This is a genomic window from Actinomadura physcomitrii, from assembly GCF_008923205.2.
GTDB classification, from domain to species: domain Bacteria; phylum Actinomycetota; class Actinomycetes; order Streptosporangiales; family Streptosporangiaceae; genus Spirillospora; species Spirillospora physcomitrii.
This window is the reverse complement of record NZ_WBMS02000014.1, coordinates 54,440-75,678: the sequence shown is the minus strand read 5'-3', so window position 1 is coordinate 75,678 and position 21,239 is coordinate 54,440. Positions and strand designations below refer to the sequence as shown.

At 73.2% G+C, this 21,239-nt stretch carries 21 protein-coding genes; 12 read left to right on the top strand and 9 right to left on the bottom strand.

Annotated elements, in window-relative coordinates; genetic code table 11:
* Positions 1 to 2: 2 nt before the first annotated feature.
* Entirely contained in the window at positions 3 to 962 is a 960-nt protein-coding gene (locus F8568_RS19235; RefSeq protein ID WP_151594943.1) for a TIGR03621 family F420-dependent LLM class oxidoreductase, read from the bottom strand.
* 94 nt (positions 963 to 1,056) lie between these two features.
* On the opposite strand from F8568_RS19235, the gene F8568_RS19230 reads away from it, so the two are divergent.
* From F8568_RS19230 to F8568_RS19200, 7 genes are all read left to right on the top strand, one after another.
* A complete protein-coding gene (locus F8568_RS19230; protein ID WP_151594942.1) occupies positions 1,057 to 1,911 on the top strand; it encodes an enoyl-CoA hydratase/isomerase family protein in 855 nt (284 codons plus the stop codon).
* Between the two features lie 75 nt (positions 1,912 to 1,986).
* Entirely contained in the window at positions 1,987 to 3,288 is a 1,302-nt protein-coding gene (locus tag F8568_RS19225; protein ID WP_151594941.1) for an aromatic ring-hydroxylating oxygenase subunit alpha, read from the top strand.
* On the top strand, positions 3,288 to 3,629 hold the full coding sequence (locus F8568_RS19220) for a hypothetical protein (protein ID WP_151594940.1): 342 nt from the start codon (positions 3,288 to 3,290) through the stop codon (positions 3,627 to 3,629). Before F8568_RS19225 ends, F8568_RS19220 begins: the two co-directional genes overlap by 1 nt.
* A gap of 79 nt (positions 3,630 to 3,708) precedes the next feature.
* On the top strand, positions 3,709 to 4,641 hold the full coding sequence (locus tag F8568_RS19215) for a PaaX family transcriptional regulator (protein ID WP_236008931.1): 933 nt from the start codon (positions 3,709 to 3,711) through the stop codon (positions 4,639 to 4,641).
* On the top strand, positions 4,638 to 5,396 hold the full coding sequence (locus F8568_RS19210) for an SDR family NAD(P)-dependent oxidoreductase (RefSeq protein WP_151594938.1): 759 nt from the start codon (positions 4,638 to 4,640) through the stop codon (positions 5,394 to 5,396). The genes F8568_RS19215 and F8568_RS19210 overlap by 4 nt, the downstream gene beginning before the upstream one ends.
* Before the next feature lie 65 nt (positions 5,397 to 5,461).
* On the top strand, positions 5,462 to 6,709 hold the full coding sequence (locus F8568_RS19205) for a CoA transferase (RefSeq protein ID WP_151594937.1): 1,248 nt from the start codon (positions 5,462 to 5,464) through the stop codon (positions 6,707 to 6,709).
* A gap of 22 nt (positions 6,710 to 6,731) precedes the next feature.
* Positions 6,732 to 8,141 carry an amidohydrolase family protein gene (locus tag F8568_RS19200; protein ID WP_151594936.1) on the top strand — a complete coding sequence of 470 codons (1,410 nt, stop codon included), beginning with the start codon at positions 6,732 to 6,734 and terminating at the stop codon, positions 8,139 to 8,141.
* On the opposite strand, the gene F8568_RS19195 is transcribed toward F8568_RS19200, so the two are convergent.
* Both F8568_RS19195 and F8568_RS19190 read right to left on the bottom strand, forming a co-directional pair.
* Positions 8,138 to 8,674 carry a DoxX family protein gene (locus tag F8568_RS19195; protein ID WP_151594935.1) on the bottom strand — a complete coding sequence of 179 codons (537 nt, stop codon included), beginning with the start codon at positions 8,672 to 8,674 and terminating at the stop codon, positions 8,138 to 8,140. The genes F8568_RS19200 and F8568_RS19195 overlap by 4 nt on opposite strands.
* A gap of 68 nt (positions 8,675 to 8,742) precedes the next feature.
* The gene (locus F8568_RS19190) at positions 8,743 to 10,239 is read right to left on the bottom strand and encodes an aldehyde dehydrogenase family protein (RefSeq protein ID WP_151594934.1); all 1,497 of its coding nucleotides are present in this window, start codon (positions 10,237 to 10,239) and stop codon (positions 8,743 to 8,745) included.
* A gap of 238 nt (positions 10,240 to 10,477) precedes the next feature.
* Here F8568_RS19190 and F8568_RS50475 point away from each other — a divergent pair, with 238 nt between their 5' ends.
* A complete protein-coding gene (locus F8568_RS50475) occupies positions 10,478 to 11,836 on the top strand; it encodes a cytochrome P450 (RefSeq protein WP_202125149.1) in 1,359 nt (452 codons plus the stop codon).
* An 88-nt stretch (positions 11,837 to 11,924) separates the two neighbouring features.
* Here the strand turns inward: F8568_RS50475 and F8568_RS19180 are convergent, their stop codons facing one another.
* Positions 11,925 to 13,385, bottom strand: a complete 1,461-nt coding sequence (locus tag F8568_RS19180; RefSeq protein ID WP_202125148.1) for an aldehyde dehydrogenase family protein — start codon at positions 13,383 to 13,385, stop codon at positions 11,925 to 11,927.
* A gap of 146 nt (positions 13,386 to 13,531) precedes the next feature.
* Here F8568_RS19180 and F8568_RS19175 point away from each other — a divergent pair, with 146 nt between their 5' ends.
* The 3 genes from F8568_RS19175 (at position 13,532) to F8568_RS19165 (ending at position 15,887) form a co-directional block, all read left to right on the top strand.
* Positions 13,532 to 14,302 carry an SDR family NAD(P)-dependent oxidoreductase gene (locus F8568_RS19175; RefSeq protein WP_151594932.1) on the top strand — a complete coding sequence of 257 codons (771 nt, stop codon included), beginning with the start codon at positions 13,532 to 13,534 and terminating at the stop codon, positions 14,300 to 14,302.
* Between the two features lie 113 nt (positions 14,303 to 14,415).
* Positions 14,416 to 15,702 (top strand): cytochrome P450, encoded by a 1,287-nt coding sequence (locus tag F8568_RS50470; RefSeq protein ID WP_202125147.1) that lies wholly within the window; start codon positions 14,416 to 14,418, stop codon positions 15,700 to 15,702.
* Positions 15,699 to 15,887, top strand: a complete 189-nt coding sequence (locus tag F8568_RS19165; RefSeq protein ID WP_151594930.1) for a ferredoxin — start codon at positions 15,699 to 15,701, stop codon at positions 15,885 to 15,887. The genes F8568_RS50470 and F8568_RS19165 overlap by 4 nt, the downstream gene beginning before the upstream one ends.
* Positions 15,888 to 15,947: 60 nt before the next feature.
* Here F8568_RS19165 and F8568_RS19160 read toward each other — a convergent pair whose 3' ends face one another.
* The gene (locus F8568_RS19160) at positions 15,948 to 16,763 is read right to left on the bottom strand and encodes an NAD(P)-dependent oxidoreductase (RefSeq protein WP_151594929.1); all 816 of its coding nucleotides are present in this window, start codon (positions 16,761 to 16,763) and stop codon (positions 15,948 to 15,950) included.
* Between the two features lie 129 nt (positions 16,764 to 16,892).
* On the opposite strand from F8568_RS19160, the gene F8568_RS19155 reads away from it, so the two are divergent.
* Positions 16,893 to 17,921 carry an NAD(P)H-dependent amine dehydrogenase family protein gene (locus tag F8568_RS19155; RefSeq protein WP_151594928.1) on the top strand — a complete coding sequence of 343 codons (1,029 nt, stop codon included), beginning with the start codon at positions 16,893 to 16,895 and terminating at the stop codon, positions 17,919 to 17,921.
* A 27-nt stretch (positions 17,922 to 17,948) separates the two neighbouring features.
* On the opposite strand, the gene F8568_RS19150 is transcribed toward F8568_RS19155, so the two are convergent.
* From F8568_RS19150 to F8568_RS19135, 4 genes are all read right to left on the bottom strand, one after another.
* The gene (locus F8568_RS19150) at positions 17,949 to 18,407 is read right to left on the bottom strand and encodes a hypothetical protein (protein ID WP_151594927.1); all 459 of its coding nucleotides are present in this window, start codon (positions 18,405 to 18,407) and stop codon (positions 17,949 to 17,951) included.
* Between the two features lie 29 nt (positions 18,408 to 18,436).
* Positions 18,437 to 19,048, bottom strand: coding sequence for a TetR/AcrR family transcriptional regulator (locus F8568_RS19145; protein WP_151594926.1), 612 nt, complete (start codon positions 19,046 to 19,048; stop codon positions 18,437 to 18,439).
* A gap of 166 nt (positions 19,049 to 19,214) precedes the next feature.
* Entirely contained in the window at positions 19,215 to 19,940 is a 726-nt protein-coding gene (locus F8568_RS19140; RefSeq protein ID WP_151594925.1) for an enoyl-CoA hydratase-related protein, read from the bottom strand.
* Positions 19,937 to 21,235 carry an amidohydrolase family protein gene (locus F8568_RS19135; RefSeq protein ID WP_151594924.1) on the bottom strand — a complete coding sequence of 433 codons (1,299 nt, stop codon included), beginning with the start codon at positions 21,233 to 21,235 and terminating at the stop codon, positions 19,937 to 19,939. The genes F8568_RS19140 and F8568_RS19135 overlap by 4 nt, the downstream gene beginning before the upstream one ends.
* Between the last annotated feature and the right edge of the window lie 4 nt (positions 21,236 to 21,239).

Below are 21,239 nucleotides of genomic sequence, written 5' to 3'. Positions count from 1 at the left end.
CGCTAGCGCCCCGCGAGCCGGGCGACGACCGGCGCGAAGCGCTCCATCTCGCGCTGCTGGACGGTGATGTAGTTCGCGCCGTAGGTCTCGCGGCGCTGCTGGAGCCGGTCGGTCACCTCGCCGAGCGAGCCGGCCAGCACGTTGGGGTGCTCGGAAAGTCCGTCCGGCGGGACGCCCATGAGCTTGGCGACGCGGGCCACGGCCGCGGCGGGGTCGTCGGTGATCTCGGTGAAGAACGGCGAGCTCTCGATCTCCAGGCCGGGGAGCCGGTCGCCCGCCGCGTCGCGGACGAGGGCGAAGCGGTGCGCGGCCTCTTCGGCGGGGGTGCGGCCGGCGTCGTTGACCGCGTCGAACGGGACGTTGTTGACGCTGACGATGTCGGCCTCGCGGGCGGCGAGCGACAGGACGCGCCTGCGGGCGCCGCCGATCATGATCGGCGGGCGGGGGCGCCGGGCCGGCAGGGGCAGGCCCGCGTATCCGGTCGCGGTCGCGAACGGGCCCCGGTGGTCCAGGGGCTCGCCGCTCCAGTGCGCTTTGAGCAGGGCGACGACGTCCGCCAGCTTGTCGACGCGGCGGGCGGGGGCCGCGAAGTCCAGCCCCATCGCGCGGTACTCGCGCTCGCTCCAGCCTGCGCCGATGCCGAACTCGAGCCTGCCGTCGGACAGCAGGTCCAGGGTCGCCGCCTCCTTCGCCAGGACGGCCGGGACGTGGTAGTCGACGCAGAACACGCGGCATCCGACGCGGAGCCGCTCCGTCACGGCGGCGGCCGCGGCCATCGCGGCGATCGGCGCGAGGTGCTGAGGCGGCAGCCGCGACTCGCGGGCCGCCGGGCCCGGCCCGAGGTAGTGGTCGGCGACGAACAGGGTGGCGTAACCGAGGTCCTCGGCCTTGCGGGCGAGCTCGCGCCACTGCGCCCCGCTGGTCGCCTTGGTCGCCTGGACGGCGAACCGAAAAGGATGCATATTTAGCACCGTACGCCAAAACCATGTCGCATAACAGAGGTCCGGGCGGGCCGGGCGCCGGATGCGGGCCCCCACCCGGGCGAAGGGACGGCCGATGGTCAAGCGCGCCAGGTATGAGGACTACAAGGACCGCTATCCCAACTACCGCTTCGAGCTGAGCGACGACGGGATCCTGCTCATGCAGTGCCACACCGGCGGCGGGAGCCTGGTGTGGGACTGGAAGTCGCACGACGACATGGCCGACGCGTTCGCCGACGTGGCCGGCGACCGCGAGATCAAGGTGCTCATCCACACCGGGACCGGCGAGAACTACAACGCCGACTGGGGCCTGATGCCCGACGGCACGCTCCCCGACCCGCCGGTCTACGACGCGATGCCCGGCGTCCGCGGGCTGCACAAGCTGGACGAGAAGGCCTGGTACAACCGCCAGCTCCAGCAGAACGTCCTGGAGGTGGACGTGCCGATGATCAGCGTGGTCAACGGCCCGTGCAACATCCACTCCGAGGTCCCGCTGATGGGCGACATCGTGCTGGCCTCCGAGGACGCCTGGTTCCAGGACGTCTCGCACTTCCCGCGCGGCCAGGTGCCGGGCGACGGGCAGCACGTGATCTGGAGCTTCCTGGTCGGCCACAACCGGGCCCGCTATTTCCTGCTCACCGGCAAGAAGCTGTCCGCCCAGGAGGCGCGGGAGTGGGGCGCGGTGAACGAGGTCCTGCCCAAGGACCAGGTCCTCGACAGGGCGTGGGAGCTGGCGAGGGAGCTGGTCAAGCGGCCGCCGATGGTGCTGCGGTACACGCGGCAGCTGTTCACGCAGCAGCTCAAGCGCGCCTACCTGGAGGAGCTCGGCCACGGCCTGGCCCGCGAGACCTACGCCCAGCAGGAGTTCTTCCCCTTCGGCGGCGGCATGGAGCCCCTGGACCGCGCCTGGAACGACAAGCCCTGGACCTAAATAGCACGACAGATACATGTTCACACGAAGAAAAAGTGCCTACTATCGGGCCATCGGACCGCAAGGAGGCAGCGCATGACCGAGCTGCAGCAACGCCTGTCCACGGGGCGGGGGAAGTTCACCCCGGACTACCCCGACCTGGGCACCGGACCCGTCGACTACGAGGACTCGATCTCCCCTGAGTTCTTCGCCGCCGAACGCGAAGCGGTGTTCAAGCGGTCCTGGCTGTACGTCGGCCGGTCCGAGCGGCTGCCCCGCCCGGGCACGTTCTTCACCCGTGAACTGCCGGGCCTGGCCTCGATCGTGATCGCGCGGCGCCGCGACGGGACGGTCAACGCCTTCCACAACGTGTGCGCCCACCGCGGCAACAAGGTCGTCTGGCAGGAGCACCCCCAGCAGGAGTCCAAGGGCTCGTGCCGCGAGTTCGCCTGCAAGTACCACGGCTGGCGGTACGGCCTGGACGGCCGCGTCACCCACGTCACCAACGAGCAGGAGTTCTTCGGGCTGGACAAGGACTCGCTGCGGATGCCGCCGGTGCACTGCGAGGAGTTCGCCGGGTTCATCTTCGTCAACCTCTCCGACGACCCCGTCCCGCTGCGCAGCTACCTCGGCGACCGCCTCCTGGAACTGGAGGCCTACCCGTTCCACGAGATGACCCAGCACTACGGGTTCTCCGCGCCGATCCGCGGCAACTGGAAGCTCGCCGTCGACTCGGTCTGCGAGTGGTACCACCCGCCGTACGTGCACGCCCGCTTCATCGCCAAGGACATCGCCCAGGCCGAAAAGCTCGTCCCCCCGGTCGACGCCTACCACTACGACCTGTTCACCCCGCACATGCTCACCTCGGTGCCCGGCCCGCCCCCGCTCCCGCCGCGCGAGCCCGGCACCGCCGGCCCCGCCCAGCGCGACCAGATCTGGGTGTACAAGCTGTTCCGCGCCGGACTGTTCGGCCCCGACGACGTCCCCGACATCGGCCCCCTCCCCGGCTTCCTCAACAAGGGGAACATCCGCTCCTGGGGCAACGACCAGTTCTGGCTGTTCCCCAACCTGTCGGTGCAGATCTGGGCGCGCGGGTTCTACATCACCTACACCTACTGGCCCCAAGCCGTCGACCAGCACACCTACGACATCGACATGTACTTCGTCCCGCCGAAGAACGCCCAGGAGCGGCTCGCGCAGGAACTCGTCGTCGACAGCACCATCGAGTTCGCCATGCAGGACGTCAACACGATCGAGGCCACCCAGATGGGCCTGTCGACCCGCGCCAACCAGCACTTCCACCTGTCGGACCAGGAGCTGCTGATCCGCAAGTTCCACAAGACCGTCCGCGACACCGTCACCGCCCACCAGACCCGTTCCGCCGAGAAGGAGGGCTGATGCCGTCCACCGCGACAAGCCTGCCCGCCCCGTTCACCGACCTGGAGCCCTGGGTCGCCGACTGGGCCCGCCCCACCCGGCAGGAACGCTACGACATGCGCCTGTCCAAGACCTTCGACGAGCTCGCCGCCTTCTACGACGCCATCGCCCCGCGCGCCGAAGAGGCCATCGAGCACCTCAACGCACTCGACCTGAACGACCTGGACGACGACGCCACCCGGCTGCTGCGGCTGCTGTACTCGATGATCCTCGTCTCCTACGCGGTCAACGTCTTCCACCAGCCGCGCATCCCCGACTCCGGATCCGCCTTCTTCACCACCACCGCCGAACCGGCCGTGTGAACGGGGACCGGACGATGACCATCGCCGCGGCGGCGTGCGGACGGCCGGGCGGGACGGCCGTGGATAGCCTTCCGGCGTGATGGAAGCCTACGTGGAGACCGAGGTCGACTTCCCGCGCGTCCAGGTCGGGCCGAACCCGCAGCATCTGGTGCTGGGGCTGTTCACCGACCACTGGTTCGGCACCAAGGAGTACCTGCCGTCGGCCGCGCTGGTCGAGCTGCTCACCGAGTTCGCCAACACGCAGGCGAGCGCGCGGGCCGCGATCGCGCGGCTCGCCCGGCGGGGCCTGCTGGAGGCGACGAAGACCGGCCGGCGGACCTTCTACCGGCTGACGCCGGACGCCGCGCGAGCGCTGGAGCAGACCCAGCGGCGGGTCGTGGAGTTCCGCGCCGGGGACCGGGCGTGGGACGGCTCGTGGACGACCGTCCTGTTCTCGGTCCCCGACGAGCGGCGCGACCTGCGCTACGTCATCCGGACGCGGCTGCGCTGGCTCGGCTACGCCCCCCTGTACGACAGCGTCTGGGTGTCGCCGCACGCCGACCGCGACCAGACCGTCGAACTCCTGGAGAACCTGGGGGTCGGGCACGCGACCGTCCTGCGCGCCGAGGTGACGTACGCGTCCGGGCCGGGCGACCCGCTCGCCGCGTGGGACGTCGGGGCGATCGCCGCGCGCTACGAGGCGTTCATCGCCGAGCACGAACCGCTCCTCCACCGCGTCGAGCGCGGGCAGGTCGGCACCGCGGAGGCGCTCGTGGCCAGGACGAACGTCAAGGACGCCTGGCTCGCCCTGATCAGCCTCGACCCGGAGCTGCCGGAGGGCCTGCTGCCCCGCCCGTGGCCCGGGCGGCGGGCGCGGAGCCTGTTCGCGGGCGTCTACGACGGGCTCGGGCCGCTGGCGGAGGCGCGCGTCCGCCAGATCATCGCCAGGCACGACGCGGCGCTCGCCCGGATGACGCGGCACCGCACCACCACGAGCGCGCCACCGGACCCGACGCAAGGAAGCACACCATGACGGACAACGCAGGACGGCTCGCCGGCAAGGTCGCGGTGATCACCGGTGCCGGGTCGGGGATCGGGCGGTCCATGGCCGTGCTGTTCGCCGAGCACGGCGCGAAGGTCGTGTGCGCCGACCGCAGCGGCCGGCAGGACGAGGTCGCCGAGGAGATCGGCGGCGCGGCCGTCGCGGTGCACGCCGACGTGTCCGCCGCCGCCGACGTGCGGGCCATGATCGAGACGGCCGAGCGCCGCTTCGGGCGACTCGACGTGCTGTGCAACAACGCCGGCTTCGGCGGCCCCCGCAGACCCATCACCGAGCAGGACGAGAGCACCTTCGACGACGTCATCGCGGTCAACCTCAAAGGCGTCTTCCTGGGCATGAAGTACGGGATCGCCGCGATGCTGCGCACCGGCGGCGGCTCCGTCGTCAACACCGCCTCCTCCGCCGGCCTGGTCGGCTGGAAGGAGCACTCGGTGTACGCCGCGGCCAAGGGCGGCGTCGTGCAGATGACCAAGAGCGCCGCGCTCGACTACGCCGAGCAGGGCGTACGGGTCAACGCGATCTGCCCCGGCATGACCTGGACGGGCCTCGCGGGCGCGTCGGAGCGGAACCCGTCGCCGCCGCCGGACATGCCCATGCGCGCCCAGCCGATGAACCGCTGGGGGCTGCCCTCCGAGCTCGCCGCCGCCGCGCTCTTCCTCGCCGCGGACGAGTCGTCGTTCATCACCGGTGCCGCACTGCCCGTCGACGGGGGCTACGTGGCGCGCTGACGGCGGCCCGGCGCTATCGTCGGGATCATGCGCGGACGCAGCGGCGGCGCGGGAAGCGGGCGGCGATGAGCGGCACGCCCCCGAACCCGGACAGGGACGCGGACGCGGCGTCGGCGTGGGCGGGAAGCGGCGCGATGGCGCTGTCCGGCCGGCCGGACGGCCCGCCCCTGCTGCCGCCCGGCCGGGCCGCGGCCGTGGCCCGGGAGCTGGCCGGGCGGTTCGCCGATTCCACCGGCGCTCCGCGCCTGGACGGGGCGCGGCTGCTGGCCGAGCGCGCCGCGTTCACCGGCCACGGCCGCCGCGGACGGGTGTCCGCGGGCGGCGCGTGCCGGCTGCTTCCCACAGCGGACGGCTGGGCCGCGGTGTCCTGCGCCCGCCCCGACGACCCGGCGCTCCTCGGCGCGCTCGCCGGCACCGAGGTCGGGGACGATCCGTGGCCGGTCGTCGCATCGTGGCTCCGCGAGCACACCGGCGCCGACTTGGCCGAGCGCGCCGAGCTCCTCGGCGTCGCCGCCGGGCCGGTGCGCACGCCGGCGCCGCCCGCGCGCGTCCCGGTCCCGGTGTCGCCGCGCCCGGTGAAGGACGCACTCGTCGTCGACTTCAGCGCGTTGTGGGCGGGGCCGCTCTGCGCGCATCTGCTCGGCCTGGCGGGGGCGCGGGTCGTCAAGGTCGAGACGCCCGCCCGCCCGGACGGGGCCCGGTACGGCGACCCCGGCTTCTACCGGCTCCTGCACGCCGGCCACCGCTCCGTCGTGCTGGACCCGGCGACCGGGGCGGGCCGCCGGGCGATGGCGGCGCTGGTGGACGCGGCCGACATCGTCATCGAGGCGTCCCGGCCGCGCGCCCTCGCCCGGTTCGGGCTGGACGCGGACGCCGCCGTCGCCGCCGGGACGACCTGGGTCTCGATCACCGCGGACGGCCGCGCGTCCGAGCGGGTCGGCTTCGGCGACGACGTGGCCGCGGGCGCCGGGCTGGTCTGCCGCGAGCCGGACCTGTCCCCGCTGTTCTGCGGCGACGCCGTCGCCGACCCGCTGACCGGGCTCACCGCGGCCGTGCTGGCGGCCACCGCGCCGCCGGGGCGCGGCGTCCTGTGGGACGTGCCGATGACCGGCGTCGTCGCGGCGGCTCTCGATCCGGGGCCGCCGGTCCCCAGCGCGCCGGCGCTCCGCCGCGGCGGCGGGTGGGTCGTCGAGACCGGTGCCGGTGCCGTCCCGGTCGCCTCCCCGGTCCGCCGCGACCCGGACGGCGACGCGCCGACCGCGGGCGCCGACACCGCCGAGGTGCTGCGGAAGCTGGGGATCCCCGTCCCATGAGGCCCGTCATAAGGCCCGTCCCGTGAGCGGGCTGCTGTTCCGCGACGCCGAGATCGGCGGGCGCGTGCGGGCGCACGTCCGCGTCGCGGGCGGGCGGATCACCGAGGTCGGCCCCGATCTGGCGCCCGCGCGGGCGGACGAGGTGGTCGAGTGCCGCGGCGGCGCGCTGCTCCCGGGACTGTGGGATCACCACGTGCACCTGCACGCCTTGTGGGCGCGGGGGCGGTCCGTCCTGTGCGGGCCCTCGCAGGTCGAGGGCCGGGACGCCCTGGCGGCGGCGCTGCGCGCCGCGCCGCCCGATGAGAACGGCTGGGTGCGCGGCGTCGGCTACGCCGAGAGCGTCGCCGGGGACCTGGACGCGGCGCGCCTCGACGCGCTGCGCGCCGACGTCCCCGTCCGGATCCAGCACCGCAGCGGCGCGCTGTGGATGCTCAACTCCGCCGCGGTCCGGGAGGCGGGCCTGGCCTCGGGACGCCACCCGGGCATCGAACGCGGCGCCGGCGGCGTCCCCACCGGGCGGCTGTGGCGCGCCGACGACTGGCTCCGCACCCGCGTCCCGGCGGGGCCGCCCGCCGATCTGGGAGCCGTCGGAGCCGAGCTGGCGCGGTACGGGATCACCGGCGTGACCGACGCCACTCCCGACCTGGCCGCCGGCGCGATCGCCGCGTTCGAGCGGGGGGCGCTCCCCCAGCGGGTGCATCTGCTCGGCGTGCCCCTCGACGCGCCGTCCCCCCGGCGCCCGGGGGTGACGACCGGCCCCTACAAGATCGTCCTGGCCGACTCGGGACTTCCCTCGCTGGACGATCTGTCCGGCCGCATCGCCGGCGCCCACGCGCGCGGCCGGGCCGTCGCCGTGCACTGCGTCACGCGCGAGGCGCTGCTGCTCCTCCTCGCGGCGCTCGGCGGCACCGGGGTCCGCGACGGCGACCGCGTCGAGCACGCCGCGCTCGTGCCGGACGAGACCGTCGGCGAGCTCGCCCGGCTCGGCCTGCGCGTCGTCACGCAGCCCGGCTTCATCGCCGACCGGGGCGACGACTACCTGCGCGACGTCCCGGCGGGCGAGCACGGCGACCTGTACCGCCACCGCCGTCTGACGGACGCGGGCGTGCCGGTCGCGCTGTCGAGCGACGCGCCGTACGGGCCGCTCGATCCCTGGGCGGTCGTCCGCGCCGCCGTGCACCGCCGCACCCGGTCCGGGGCGGTCGTGGCGGGCGGCGAGGCGGTCCCGGCCCGCGCCGCCCTCCGGTCCTACCTGACGCCGCCCGGCGATCCCGGCGGGCGGGTCCGGGGCGTCCGCCCCGGCGCCGCCGCCGATCTGGTCCTGCTGCGCGTCCCGCTCGCCGAGGCACTGCGCGCTCCGGACGCGGCGGCCGTCCGGAGCACCGTCATCGCCGGCCGCCTCGTCGCGGGCCCGCCGCCCGGGGCGTCCTAGCCGGTCTGCTCCTCGGCCTTCCGGGCGGGGCGCCAGAAGGCGGCCAGCAGGAGGGCGGCGCCGACGCCTCCGGCGAGGGCGGTGACGGCGAGGCCCGTCCAGCCGGACAGGTCGCCGTCAAGCCCGATGGCGCGGTCGAGGGACGCCGCGCCGCCGCCGAGGGCGCCGATCCCGCACGCCACCATGATGATCATGACGACGTACTCGTAGCCCTGGCCCGGCCGGAAGATGAAGAAGCCGTTGCGCAGGTGGGCGGTGATGAACGCGACCGCCATCGTGCCGACCGCCCCGGCGGCGGCGACCGGGGTGAGGAGTCCGAGCAGCAGCAGGACGCCGGCGCCGAGTTCCGTCCCGGTCGCCATCAGCGCGTGCAAGCGGCCCGGGCGCAGCCCCATGGACTCGAACCAGCCCGCCGTGCCCGCGATCTTGCCACCGCCGAACGCGTGGTTCCAGCCGTGCGCGATCAGGGTGCCGCCGATGGACACCCGCAGCACGAGTGAGGCGATGTCTGCGGCGGCCGCGTCTGCTGCCATGCGGGGGATTCCTTTCGTCGGCGCCGGCGCGCGGGGACGGCCGGCGCTGGATACGGTAGGGCCTTCGCTCAGGCGACGGGCGCCGCGTACGCCTTGCGCTCGAGGAACTCGTCCAGGCCGGCCACGCCCATCTCGCGGCCGATCCCCGACTGCTTGAAGCCGCCGAAGGGGACGTCCGGCGCGAAGTAGTTGCCGCCGTTGATGCTGAGCGTGCCGGTGCGGATCCGCCGGGCCACGGCGAGGGCGCGCTCCTCGCCGGCGCTGTGCACCGCCCCGGACAGGCCGTAGGCGGAGTTGTTGGCGATGCGGACGGCGTCGTCATCGTCGTCGTAGGGGATGACGGCCAGGACGGGCCCGAAGACCTCCTCCTGCGCGATCTCGCTGTCGGGGTCCACACCGCTCAGCAAGGTCGGAGTGTAGAAGAACCCGGGGTCGACCTTCTCCCCGCCGGTCACCAGCTTCGCGCCGCCCTCCACGGCCCGCCGCACCATCCCGTCGACCTTCTCCCGCTGCCGCTCGCTGATCAGCGGCCCCATGTAGGTGTTCGCGTCGCGCGGGTCACCGTAGCGGATGCCCGCGAGCTGCGCGGCGACCCGCTCCACCATCGCGTCGTGCTGCCCGCGCTGCACGAGCAGCCGGGACGTGATCGCGCATCCCTGGCCGGCGTGCGAGCAGATGGTGAAGGCCGCCGCCATCGCGGTCAGGTCGAGGTCGGCGTCGTCGAGCACGACCATCGCGGACTTGCCGCCGAGTTCGAGGAAGACCCGCTTCACCGTGCCGCTCGCCGCCGCCATGATCTTGCGGCCGGTCGCGGTGGACCCGGTGAACGTGACGACGTCCACGTCCGGGTGCGTGGTCATGACCTCGCCGGCGGCCGCTCCCGAGGAGGTGAGGACGTTCACCACGCCGTCCGGGATGTCGGTGTGCTCGGCGATCAGCTCGGCCAGCGCGAGCGTCACCAGCGGCGTGTCCGGCGCGCCCTTCAGCACGACCGTGCACCCGGCGGCCAGCGCGGGCGCGAGCTTGGCGAGCGCGAGCTGGTTGGGGTAGTTGTACGCGGTGATCGCGGCGACGACCCCGGCCGCCTCCTTCTCCACCCAGCGGCGGTGCCGCCGGCCCCTGACCTCGGTCTCGCCGAGCTCCTCGGTGAAGGAGTGCTCGCGCAGCAGCCGCGCGTAGTAGCGGACGATCTCCAGCGGCTCGTCCAGCCCGGCGCCGTGGGTCACGATGCGCGGCGACCCGGTGTCGGCGATCGTCAGCTCCCGCAGCTCCTCCTTGTGCTCGGTCAGCACGTCGTAGAGCTGCTCGAGGCACCGGACGCGCAGGTCGGTGTCGGTGGGCCAGGCCGTGGTGTCGAACGCGCGGCGCGCCGCGGCGACGGCGGCCTCGGCGTCGGCGGGCGCGGCGTCGGGGGCGTGCCCGATGACCTCGCCGGTGGCCGGGTCGAGCGAGGCGTACGTCCGCTCCGCCTCCACCAGGCGCCCGCCGATCAGCAGCCGCCTCGCCCGGTCCGTCCGGGCGGCCGATCCCGCCGTCTCCGGTCCGGCGTCGCGCTGGGTTCCCATGCCGTCTCCTCCACGTCGAAAACATCATTCTCTCTGAATGAGAACGCTTGCTTCAAGCCTTCTCTCCAGGGCGCCCGGCAAGCGTCCGGGCGGCGGCCCCGCCTCCGGCGGGCCAGCGCGTGCCGGTGGACGGCGGCGCCCCGGCCTACCGGGCGTCCCTGATTGAGAGTATTGTTCTCGCAATTGAAAAGTAAGTTCTACCCCTGGGATCGCCCGCCGGCTCAGAGAGGACGACTACGTGAGCGTGGACGACGAGGCCCGCAAGAAGAACCGCTACGAGTTCGACCGGCACACCCCGGAGTACCGCCGGCAGTTCACCTCGATCACCCATGAGATGCAGGAGAAGTGCCCGATCGCCTGGTCGGACACCTACGACGGGCACTGGGTGGCGGCCGGCGCCGCGGAGGTGTTCGAGCTCGCCCGGTCCGCCGACAAGCTGTCGAACGACCACGACGTGAAGGGCGAGCGCCGCGGCTACAAGGGCATCACCATCCCGGCGCCCAAGCCGCCGCCGCCGGTCCGCGGCGGCTTCCTGGAGATGGACCCGCCCGAGCAGCGCCACTACCGGCAGGCGCTGAACCCCTACCTGTCCCCCGCCGCCGTGAGCCGCTGGATCCCGTTCGTCGACGAGGTGGTGCGCGCCTGCCTGGACGAGAAGTGCGAGAGCGGGGCCATCGACTTCGTCGACGACCTCGCCAACATCGTGCCCGCCGTCCTCACCCTGGCGATGCTCGGCGTGCCGGTGAACCGGTGGGAGCTGTACAGCGAGCCGACGCACGCCGCGGTCTACACGCCGCCGAACTCGCCGGAGATGGCCCGGGTGCGCGAGCAGCAGACCGCCTGCTTCTCCGACCTGTTCCAGGAGATGTCCGTCATCCGGGAGAAGCCGCGCCCCGGCATGATCGACGCGCTGCTCAACGCCGAGATCAACGGCGGCCGGCCCGACGACCTGGAGCTGCTCGGCGTCCTCGCGCTCGTCATCGGCGGCGGGTTCGACACGACGACCGCGCTGACCGCGCACGCGCTTGAGTGGCTGTCGGAGCACCCCGGCGAGCGGGAGCGGCTGTCGCGCGAGCGCGACACGCTGCTGGACTCGGCCACCGAGGAGTTCCTGCGCTACTTCACCCCGGCCCCCGGGGACGCCCGCACCTTCTCCGAGGACTGCGAGATCGCCGGCACCCGCTTCAAGGAGGGCGAGCGCGTCTGGCTGTCGTGGGCCATGGCCAACCGGGACCCGTCGGTGTTCGCCGACCCCGACCGGATCGACCTCGAACGCTCCGGGAACCGGCACCACGCCTTCGGCCTCGGTATCCACCGCTGCATCGGCTCGAACGTCGCGCGCACCGTGTTCAAGCGCATGCTCATGCAGGTGCTGGACCGCATGCCCGGCTACCGATGCGACCCGGAGGGCACCGTCCACTACGAGACGATCGGCGTCATCCAGGGCATGCGCCACCTGCCCGCGACGTTCGACCCGCACCCGCCGCTCGGTCCCGGCCTCGAGGAGACCCTCGGCATCCTTCAGAAGGCCTGCGACGAGCAGCGCCTCGCCGAGCCCGTCACGCGGCGCAAGGCCGCCGCGAAGATCACCCGCTGAGCGCCGAGCGGAAGAGCCGAGAGAAGGAGTGGACGGGCCCGGTCCGCGGACCGGGCCCCGTCCACTCCGGGCGGGGCCGATGCGGACTCTAGGCGGGTGCGACCATCCCGAACGTCTTGGTCTCCAGGAACTCCTCCAGGCCGGAGACGCCCTTCTCGCGGCCGATGCCCGACTGCTTGAAGCCGCCGAACGGCGTGTCGGAGAAGAAGTAGTTGCCGCCGTTGACGCTGTAGGTCCCGGTGCGGATGCGCCGCGCGACCGCCAGGCAGCGTTCGTCGTCGGCGCCGTACACCGCCCCGGACAGGCCGTAGGCGGAGTTGTTGGCGATGCGGACGGCGTCGTCATCGCCGTCGTAGGGGATGACGGCCAGGACGGGCCCGAAGACCTCCTCCTGCGCGATCTCGCTGTCGGGGTCCACACCGCTCAGCAGCGTCGGGGTGTAGAAGAAGCCCGGGTCGACCTTCTCGCCACCGGTCACCAGCTTGGCGCCCGCGTCAACGGCCCGCCGCACCATCCCGTCGACCTTCTCCCGCTGCCGCTCGCTGATCAGCGGCCCCATGTAGGTCTTCGGATCGCGCGGGTCGCCGTAGGCGACCTTGCCGAGGTAGCGCGCGACGCGCTCGACGACCTCGTCGTGGCGGGCGCGCGGCACCAGCAGGCGGGAGTTCAGCGCGCAGGCCTGGCCCGCGTGCAGGCAGATGCCGAACGCGGCGTTCATGGACACGGCACGCAGGTCGGCGTCGTCCAGCATGATGAGCGCGGACTTGCCGCCCAGCTCCAGCCGCACCCGCTTGATCGTGCCGCCGGCCGCGGCCAGGATGGCGCGGCCGGTCGCCGAGGAGCCGGTGAAGCTGACCACGTCCACCTGCGGATGCGTGGTGAGCGCGGCGCCGGCCTCGACCCGCGAGGAGGTGAGGACGTTCACCACGCCGGCCGGGACGTCGGTGTGCTCGGCGAGCAGCCTGCCCAGCGCGAGCGTCACCAGCGGCGTGTCCGGCGCGCCCTTCAGCACCACCGTGCAGCCCGCCGCCAGCGCGGGCGCCAGCTTCACCAGCGCCAGCTGGACGGGGAAGTTGTACGGGGTGATCGCCGCGACGACCCCGGCGGCCTCCTTCTCCACCCAGCGGTGGTGCCGCTGCCCCTGGTACTCGGCGTACCCGAGGTCCTCGGTCAGCGGATGGTCGCGCAGCAGGGCCGCGTAGTAGCGGACGAGGTCCAGGGGCTCGTCGAGCTGGGCGCCGTGCGTCAGCGTGCGCGGCGCGCCCGCCTCGGCGATCAGCAGTTCGCGCAGCTCCTCCTGGTGCTCGACGAGCGCGCGGTGGAACTGCTCGAGGCACCGGACGCGCAGGTCCCGGTCGGTGGCCCAGCCGGTCTCCTCGAACGCCCGCCGCGCCGCCGCGACGGCCCGCCCGGCGTCGTCGACCGTGGCGTCCGGGGCCTCGCCGAGGAGCTCGCCGGTCGCCGGATCGGACGAGCCGAAGGTCCGCTCGGCGTCCTCGAGCCGCCCGTCGATGAGCAGCCGGGCCCCTCCGCCGTCCAGGATCGGCATCCCGTTCCCCTCTCCCGCTGGAAATACCATTCTCAATAGACGGTATCTTATGTACCGTCTACGGAGAAGCTGATGATACTTCCGGGCCGGCGGCACCCCGCGCCGGCACCCGCGGCACGGGCGAGAAGGGCACGAGTGAGGCATCCATGAGCGAGGAGAACAGCGGCGCGCGGCGGACCGCGGTCGTCACCGGCGGCGGCTCCGGCATCGGGCGGGCGATCGTCCACCGGCTGGCCGAGGACGGCCTCGCCACGGCGGTCCTGGACCTCGACGCGGACGCCGCCGAACGGGTCGCCGCGGAGGTGCGGGAGAAGGGCCACGAGGCGTCCCCCTTCGGCGGCGTCGACGTGTCGGACCGCGCGCAGGTGGACGCGGCGGTCCAGCGGATCCGCGACGCCTACGGCCCGGTGAGCGTGCTCGTCAACAACGCGGGACTGACGGGCTTCAAGAAGTTCCTGCACATCACCGACGAGATCTGGGACCGGATCATCGCCGTGAACCTCAGCGGGCCCTTCTACTGCGCCCAGGCGGTCGTGCCGGACATGGCCGCCGCGGGCTGGGGCCGGATCGTGAACATCTCCTCCTCGAGCGCGCAGTCCGGGCAGCAGTTCATGACGCACTACGTCGCCTCGAAGGCCGGGCTCATCGGCTTCACCAAGGCGCTCGCGCTGGAGCTGGGGCACGAGGGGATCACCGTCAACACGATCCCGCCCGGCTTCATCGACACGCCTATGCTCCGCAAGTCCGAGACGAAGGGGCTGCTCGGCGGCTCCGTCGACCACCACGCCGACCTCACGCCGGTCGGGCGGCCGGGGCGCCCGGAGGACATCGCCGCGGCGTGCGCCTTCCTCGTCTCCGACGAGGCGGGCTACATCACCGGCCAGGTGATCGGCGTCAACGGAGGCCGCAACACCTGACGGACGACCGTCCGGCCGCCGCCCGCGGGAGCCGGCGACCCGACCGAGTAATGTCCTTCTCGCCAAATAAGAACCGCGCTCTGCTGAGCGGCACAAGGAAAGGACTCCGGTCAGTGAAGGATCTCGAGGCCCTCGACTACTTCCGCGACGAGGCGCTCGTCGCGGACCCCTATCCCTATTTCGAGGCCCTGCGGAGCAAGTGCCCCGTGCAGCGCGAGCCCCATCACGGCGTGCTGATGGTGACGGGGTACGACGAGGCGCTCCAGGTGTACAACGACACCGACACGTTCTCCTCGTGCATCTCGGTGACCGGCCCGTTCCCGGGCTTCCCCGTCCCGCTCGAAGGCGACGACGTCAGCGAGCTGATCGAGCGGCACCGCGCCGAACTGCCGATGAGCGACCAGCTCCCCACGCTCGATCCGCCGCAGCACACGGCGCACCGCGCGCTGCTGATGCGGCTGATCACGCCGAAGCGCCTCAAGGAGAACGAGGCGTCCATGTGGCGGCTCGCCGACCGGGTGCTCGACGACTACCTCGCCGGAGGCGAGGGCGACGTGATCGACGGCTTCGCGGTGCCGTTCACGCTCCTGGTGATCGCCGACCTGCTCGGCATGCCCGAGCAGGACCGCGACGAGTTCGCCTCGACGCTGCGGCGCACGTCCGGCGGCGGCGTCGGCGGCACCGGCGAGGAGACCCTCGCGCACAGCCCGCTGGAGTTCCTGTACGAGCGCTTCGTCCCCTACATCGAGGACCGCCGCCGCGAGCCGCGCGACGACGTGCTCACCGGCCTCGCCACCGCGACGTTCCCGGACGGGTCGGTCCCCGAGGTCGCGGACGTCGTCCGGGTCGCGGCGAACGTCTTCGCGGCCGGCCAGGAGACCACCGTCCGGCTGCTGGGCTCGGCGCTCAAGCAGATCGCCGAGGACCCCGACCTGCAGCGGACGCTGCGCTCCGAGCGGGACCGCATCTCCAACTTCGTCGAGGAGACCCTCCGGATCGAAGGCCCGGTCAAGGGGGACTTCCGGCTGGCTCGCGTCGCGACCACGGTGGGCGGCGTCGACGTCCCCGCCGGCACGATCCTGATGCTGGTGAACGCGGCCGCGAACCGGGACCCGCGCCACTTCGACGACCCGGCGCGGTTCGACCCCTCGCGCCGCAACGCCCGCCGGCACATCGCGTTCGGGCGCGGCGCCCACACGTGCCCCGGCGCCCCGCTGGCCCGGTCCGAGACGCGCGTGGGCATCGAGCGGCTCCTCGACCGGACGGCCGACATCCGGCTCAGCGAGGACCGGCACGGCCCCGCGGGCGCCCGCCGCTACCGCTACGTCCCGACCCACATCCTGCGCGGCCTGACGCACCTGCACCTGGAGTTCGACCCCGCCGGGGACGAGGCCCGATGAAGATCGCGATCGACGAGGACCGCTGCCGCGGCCACGGAGTCTGCTGCACGCTGTGCCCCGAGGTCTTCGACCTCAACGACGACGGGTACTCCGAGGTGCTGACGCCCGAGGTGCCCGCCGAGTTCGAGCAGACGGTGCGCGTCGCCATCGCGCAGTGCCCCGAACGGGCGATCGGCGAGGCGTGACGCGCCGGGCCGGGCGGCCCTCACGGGACGCCCGGCCCGATGCTTTCCGAGCCCGGACCCTCAGGCTTCGCCGGCGTCCAGCACGCCGTCCAGCGCGCCGATGGCGCGGTCCATGGCGCCGAGGTCGCCGCCGAGTTCGGCCGCGACCGCCCGCACGACCTCGACGTCCTTGGCGAGGAACGCGTGCACCGCGCGCGCGAACGCCGCGACGGAGCCTCGGGCCGCGACCCCGGACAGCGCGCGGCTCGCGCCGCTCGCGTGCGGGAGCGCCGCGAGGAGCCCGGCCTCGTCCAGCCCCATCTGGCCGGCCAGCCGGACGGCGTCGGCGATCAGTCCGATCTGCGCGGCGAACAGGGCGTTGTTGACCAGCTTCACGCTCTGCCCGGCCCCGAGCGGCCCGGCGTGGATCACCGGGTCGCCGTAGGCCCCCAGCGCGGGCCGCGCCTTCGCCAGGGCGTCGGCGTCCCCGCCCGCGAACAGGGTCAGCCGGCCGGCCGCGATGTCGTGCGGCCCGCCGCTGACCGGGCAGTCGACCACGCCGACGCCGTGGGGCGCGGCGCGCTCGGCGACGGCCCGCGCGGTGCCGGGGCTGCCGGTGGTGTGCAGCACGGCGACCGATCCCCTCGGCATCCGCGCCGGCAGGTCGCCGCCGAGGCAGACGTCCCGGACCTGGGCGTCGTCGAAGACGCACACGATCACGGCGTCCGCGCCCTCGGCGGCGTCGGCCGCGCCGGCGACGGCCCGCGCCCCGATGCCCTCGAGCGCCGTGCGCGCCGCGGCCGACCGCCCCACCGCGCGGACCTCGTGGCCAGCGCCGACGAGCCGTTCCACCATGGGGCGGCCCATCCGCCCCGCGCCGACGAACCCGATGCGCATCCCTGCCTCCTCACCGTTCCCCGGTTCCGCCGGTCGCCGAGGATATTGACCGTCTCTTATTATGAGATTAACATTCTCCAAACGGAGAATTGGAGTCTCAATGCAGATCCCGCACTTCGGACGGCCCTCGTGAAGCACCGCGTCGTCCAATGGGCGACCGGGAACATCGGCACCCGCGCCCTCCGCGGCGTCATCGAGCATCCGGCCCTGGACCTGGCGGGCGTGTACGTCCACACGCCGGGCAAGGCCGGGACGGACGCCGGCGAGCTGTGCGGCCTCGCCCCCATCGGAGTCGCCGCCACCCACGACATCGACGCGATCCTGGCGCTCGGCGCCGACTGCGTGCTCTACATGCCGCGCGCCCTCGACGTCGGCGAGGTGTGCCGGCTGCTGGAGGCCGGCGCCAACGTCGTCACCACGCGCGGCGAGTTCCACCATCCGGCGAGTGTCCCACCCGAGGTCCGCGAGCGGGTGGAGGCCGCCTGCGAGCGCGGAGGCACCTCGATCCACAGCACCGGCAGCAGCCCCGGCTTCATCAGCGAGGCCGTCCCGCTGACGCTCGCGTCCATCCAGCGGCGCCTCGACCGCCTGACCATCAGCGAGTTCGCGGACCTGTCCCGGCGCGACTCGCCGGGCCTGCTGTTCGACGTGATGGGGTTCGGCAAGCCGCCCGCGGCGTTCGACGAGGGGCGGCTGTCGCACGGCCGGGTCAGCTTCGGGCCGTCGCTGCGGCTGGTCGCCGAGGCGCTGTCGATGCCCCTCGACTCGCTGGAGGCGGACGGGGAGGTCGCCACCGCCCGCGGCGGTGTCCGCATCGCCGCCGGCGAGCTGGAGGCCGGCACGGTCGCGGCGCAGCGGATCACGGTCTCCGGCATCCGCGGCGGCAAGGCGGTGCTGCGTTTCCGCGCCGTCTGGTACTGCACCGCCGACCTGGACCCCGAATGGGACGTCCGCGCGACGGGCTGGCACATCGCGGTCGACGGCGACGCCCCGCTGGACATCGACATGCGGTTCCCCGTGCCGATCGAGCGGATGGCGGCCGTCTCCCCGGGCTACACGGCCAACCGTGCCGTGAACGCGGTGCCCGCCGTCTGCGCGGCGCCGCCCGGGATCCGCACGACGGTCGACCTGCCGCACATCCTGGCCGCGCTCGGGTGATCCGCGCTCAGGCGGTGATTTGCACGCTCAGGCCCTGACCGGCTCGCGCCTGCGGAAGAACTCGGTCGCGCCGGCCGCGTCGGCGGGGACCGAGGCGGCCGCCATCGCCTGAGCCTTGAAGGCGCGCGCCGCGACGCTGAGCCGATGCGGCAGCCACTCCTCGTCCCCCGCGGAACCGGCGCCGGCGGGCTCCGCGGCGGGGCCCGTGCCGTCCCAGAGCGTGACCTCCACCATCTCGTCCCTGGCCCGCGTCACCATCCGCCGGACGCGCGGGTCGGATCCGTACAGGCCTCCGCAGACCGCGATCGCCCGCGGTCGCGGACCCTGGACGGGCGAGGACAGGGCGCAGTGCAGGTCGGCGGGCCGGGCGCCGAGGATCCGCAGCGGGCGGGGGTCGGCGTGGTCCTCGGTGAGGACGGTGACGTCCCACCCGGCCGCGACGCGGTCGAACAGCCAGCCGCCCGCGCAGCGGACCGCGTCGGCCATGCTCGGCGCGACGACGAGGAGCCGGCTTCTCAGGGTGCGTCGGGGGGCGCAGCGAGCTGGCGGGCGAGCGAGTCTGTGTACTCCCTGAAGACCTCGGTCAGCGGAATCGAAGGGTCGAGCAGCCATGATGCCTCTATCCCGTTGAGAAAGGCGGCGATCTCCACGGCCTTGAGGGCCGGGTCCAGGTCGGTGCGGTACCGGCCGGTGCGCTGGCCTCGTCTGATGGTCTCGGCGATGATCTCCACCGTCGACCGGTACCGGCCGAGGAACCGATCGTGCAGCGGGGCGGCGGGGTCCAGATTCTCCATCTGGAGGACCGCGAACATCCCGATGAGGTCCGGGGTCTCCTCGAACCGCCGAGGGACCCGGCGCAACTGCCCGATGATGTCGTCCGTCGTCCGGTCGGCCCTGGCGTCGTCGCGGGCGTCGCGGTCGTCGAGCGCCGCGTTCAGCAGTTGCTCCTTGGACTCGAAGTGGTGCAGCAGGCCCGCGGGGCTGACCCCGGCCTCCCGGGCGATCTGGCCGAGCGTGATGCCGCGCCACCCGTAGGTGCGCAGCAGGCGCTGCGCCACCGAGAGGATGAGCTGCCTGCGGTCCTCGCCCTTGGCGAGGAGCGCGGCGTACGGCCGCTGATCGGTCACCGGACACCTCCGCAAAACCTACTGAAGGTACATTAGGTTAGTTTGGCGCATGTGACAAGGGTCACCTGTCGGTAATGATCCGCGGCCGGCCGCGTCTCCCCGCCGCCCGGCCTCGCCGCCTTCTACCGCCCGGCGGGGGACCGGCCGGGCGGCCTCCGGAACCGGGCTACTCGCCCTTCCAGACCGGGGACCGGCGCTCGGCGAACGCGCGGGCGCCCTCCGCCGCGTCGGCGCTGCGGAAGACCTGCTCGACCTCGTCGGGAGCGGCCCACCGGCGCTCGCGCATCAGCCTCTTCGTCATGGCCACCCCGAGCGGACCGTTCTCGGCGATCCGGGCGGCCAGCGCCACGGCCTCCGCCCGCACCCGGTCCGCCGGGACGACCCGGTTCACCAGTCCGATCTCCCGGGCGCGGGCCGCGGTGACCGGGTCGCCGGTCAGGCCCATCTCCAGCGCGACGGCCAGCGGCACCCGGTCGGACAGCGTCGTCCCGCCGCCCGCCGCGAACAGGCCCCGCTTCACCTCGGCGAGCCCGAGCTCGGCCCCTTCGGCGGCGACGACCAGGTCGCAGGCCAGCAGCAGTTCGAAGCCGCCCGCGAGCGCGGGGCCGTTCAGCGCCGCGACGACCGGCGTGGCGACGCCCTCGCGGAAGAACCAGACCAGGCCCGTGAAGTCGCCGCCCGCCGTGAAGGCCTTCAGGTCGAGGCCGGCGCAGAACACCGGCCCCGCCCCCGTCACGACGATCGCCCGGACGTCGCGGTCGGCGTCGGCGGCGCGCAGCACCGCCGACAGCTCGCCCATCAGCGCCGGGTTGAGGGCGTTGCGGACCTCCGGCCGGTTCAGCGTCGCCACCAGGACGCCGCCGACGCGCTCGGTCAGAACGAGGTCGCTCACTTCGCCGCCGCCGCCGTCGCCGCGCGCGCCCGCGACCGGTAGCCCTCGAGCTTCTCCTCCGGCGTGATCAGGCGGGTGCTGCGGGACTGGATGGACACGTCGTGGCCCTCGGCGGCCTTGCGCAGCGCCCCGACGGTGGCCTGCTCGCGCGGGATGTGCGCGAAGGGGTCGAAGCGGTACCAGCGCATGGCGTTCTGATGCGTCATCTTGTTGATGTCGTCGTCCGGCACCTCGCAGCGCTCCAGCACCTCGTGGAGCTCCTCGGGCGCACCCGGCCACATCGAGTCGCTGTGCGGGTAGTCGGCCTCCCAGCAGATGTTGTCGATGCCGATGTCGTGCCGCAGCCGCACGCCGAGCGGGTCGCTGATGAAGCAGGTCAGGAAGTGCTCGCGGAACACCTCGCTGGGCAGCTTGCCGCCGAAGTCCTGCAGCGTCCAGGTGGCGTGCATCTCGAAGGTCCGGTCGACCCGCTCCATGAAGTACGGGATCCAGCCGGTGCCGCCCTCCGACAGCGCGATCTTGATGTCCGGGTACTCCTTGATGACCCGCGACCACAGCAGGTCGGCGGCGGCCTGCACGATGTTCATCGGCTGCAGCGTGATCATCACGTCGGGCGGGGAGTCGACCGCCGGGATCGACAGCCGCCCCGACGAGCCGATGTGCACGTTGAGGATCGTGCCGGTCTCGACCAGCGCCCGCCACAGCGGATCCCAGTGGTCGCTGTGGAAGCTGGGGTAGCCCATCGCGGCCGGGTTCTCGCTGAAGGTCAGCGAGTGGCAGCCCTTGGCGGCCACCCGGCGGACCTCGTCCGCGCACAGCTGCGGGTCCCAGATCACCGGCAGCGCCATCGGGATGAACCGGCCCGGATGCGCCCCGCACCACTCGTCGATGTGCCAGTCGTTGTAGGCCCGCACCAGCGCCAGGGAGAAGTCGGAGTCCTCGGTGGCGAACAGCCGCGCCGCGAACCCGGGGAAGGACGGGAAGTTCATCGACGCCAGGATCCCGCCCGCGTTCATGTCCTTCACGCGCTCGTTCACGTCGTAGCAGCCGGGCCGGATCTCGTCCAGGCCCTGCGGCTCCAGCCCGTACTCCTCCTTGGGACGCCCGGCGACCGCGTTGAGCGCCGCGTTCGGGATGACGGTGTCGCGGAACTTCCAGACGTCGGTGCCGTCCTCGCGGTGGACCAGTTGCGGCGCGTCGTTCTGGTACTTCTTCGGCAGGTGGTTCACGAACATGTCGGGCGGTTCGATGATGTGGTCGTCGACGCTGATGAGGATCATGTCGTCGCGCTTCATGGCG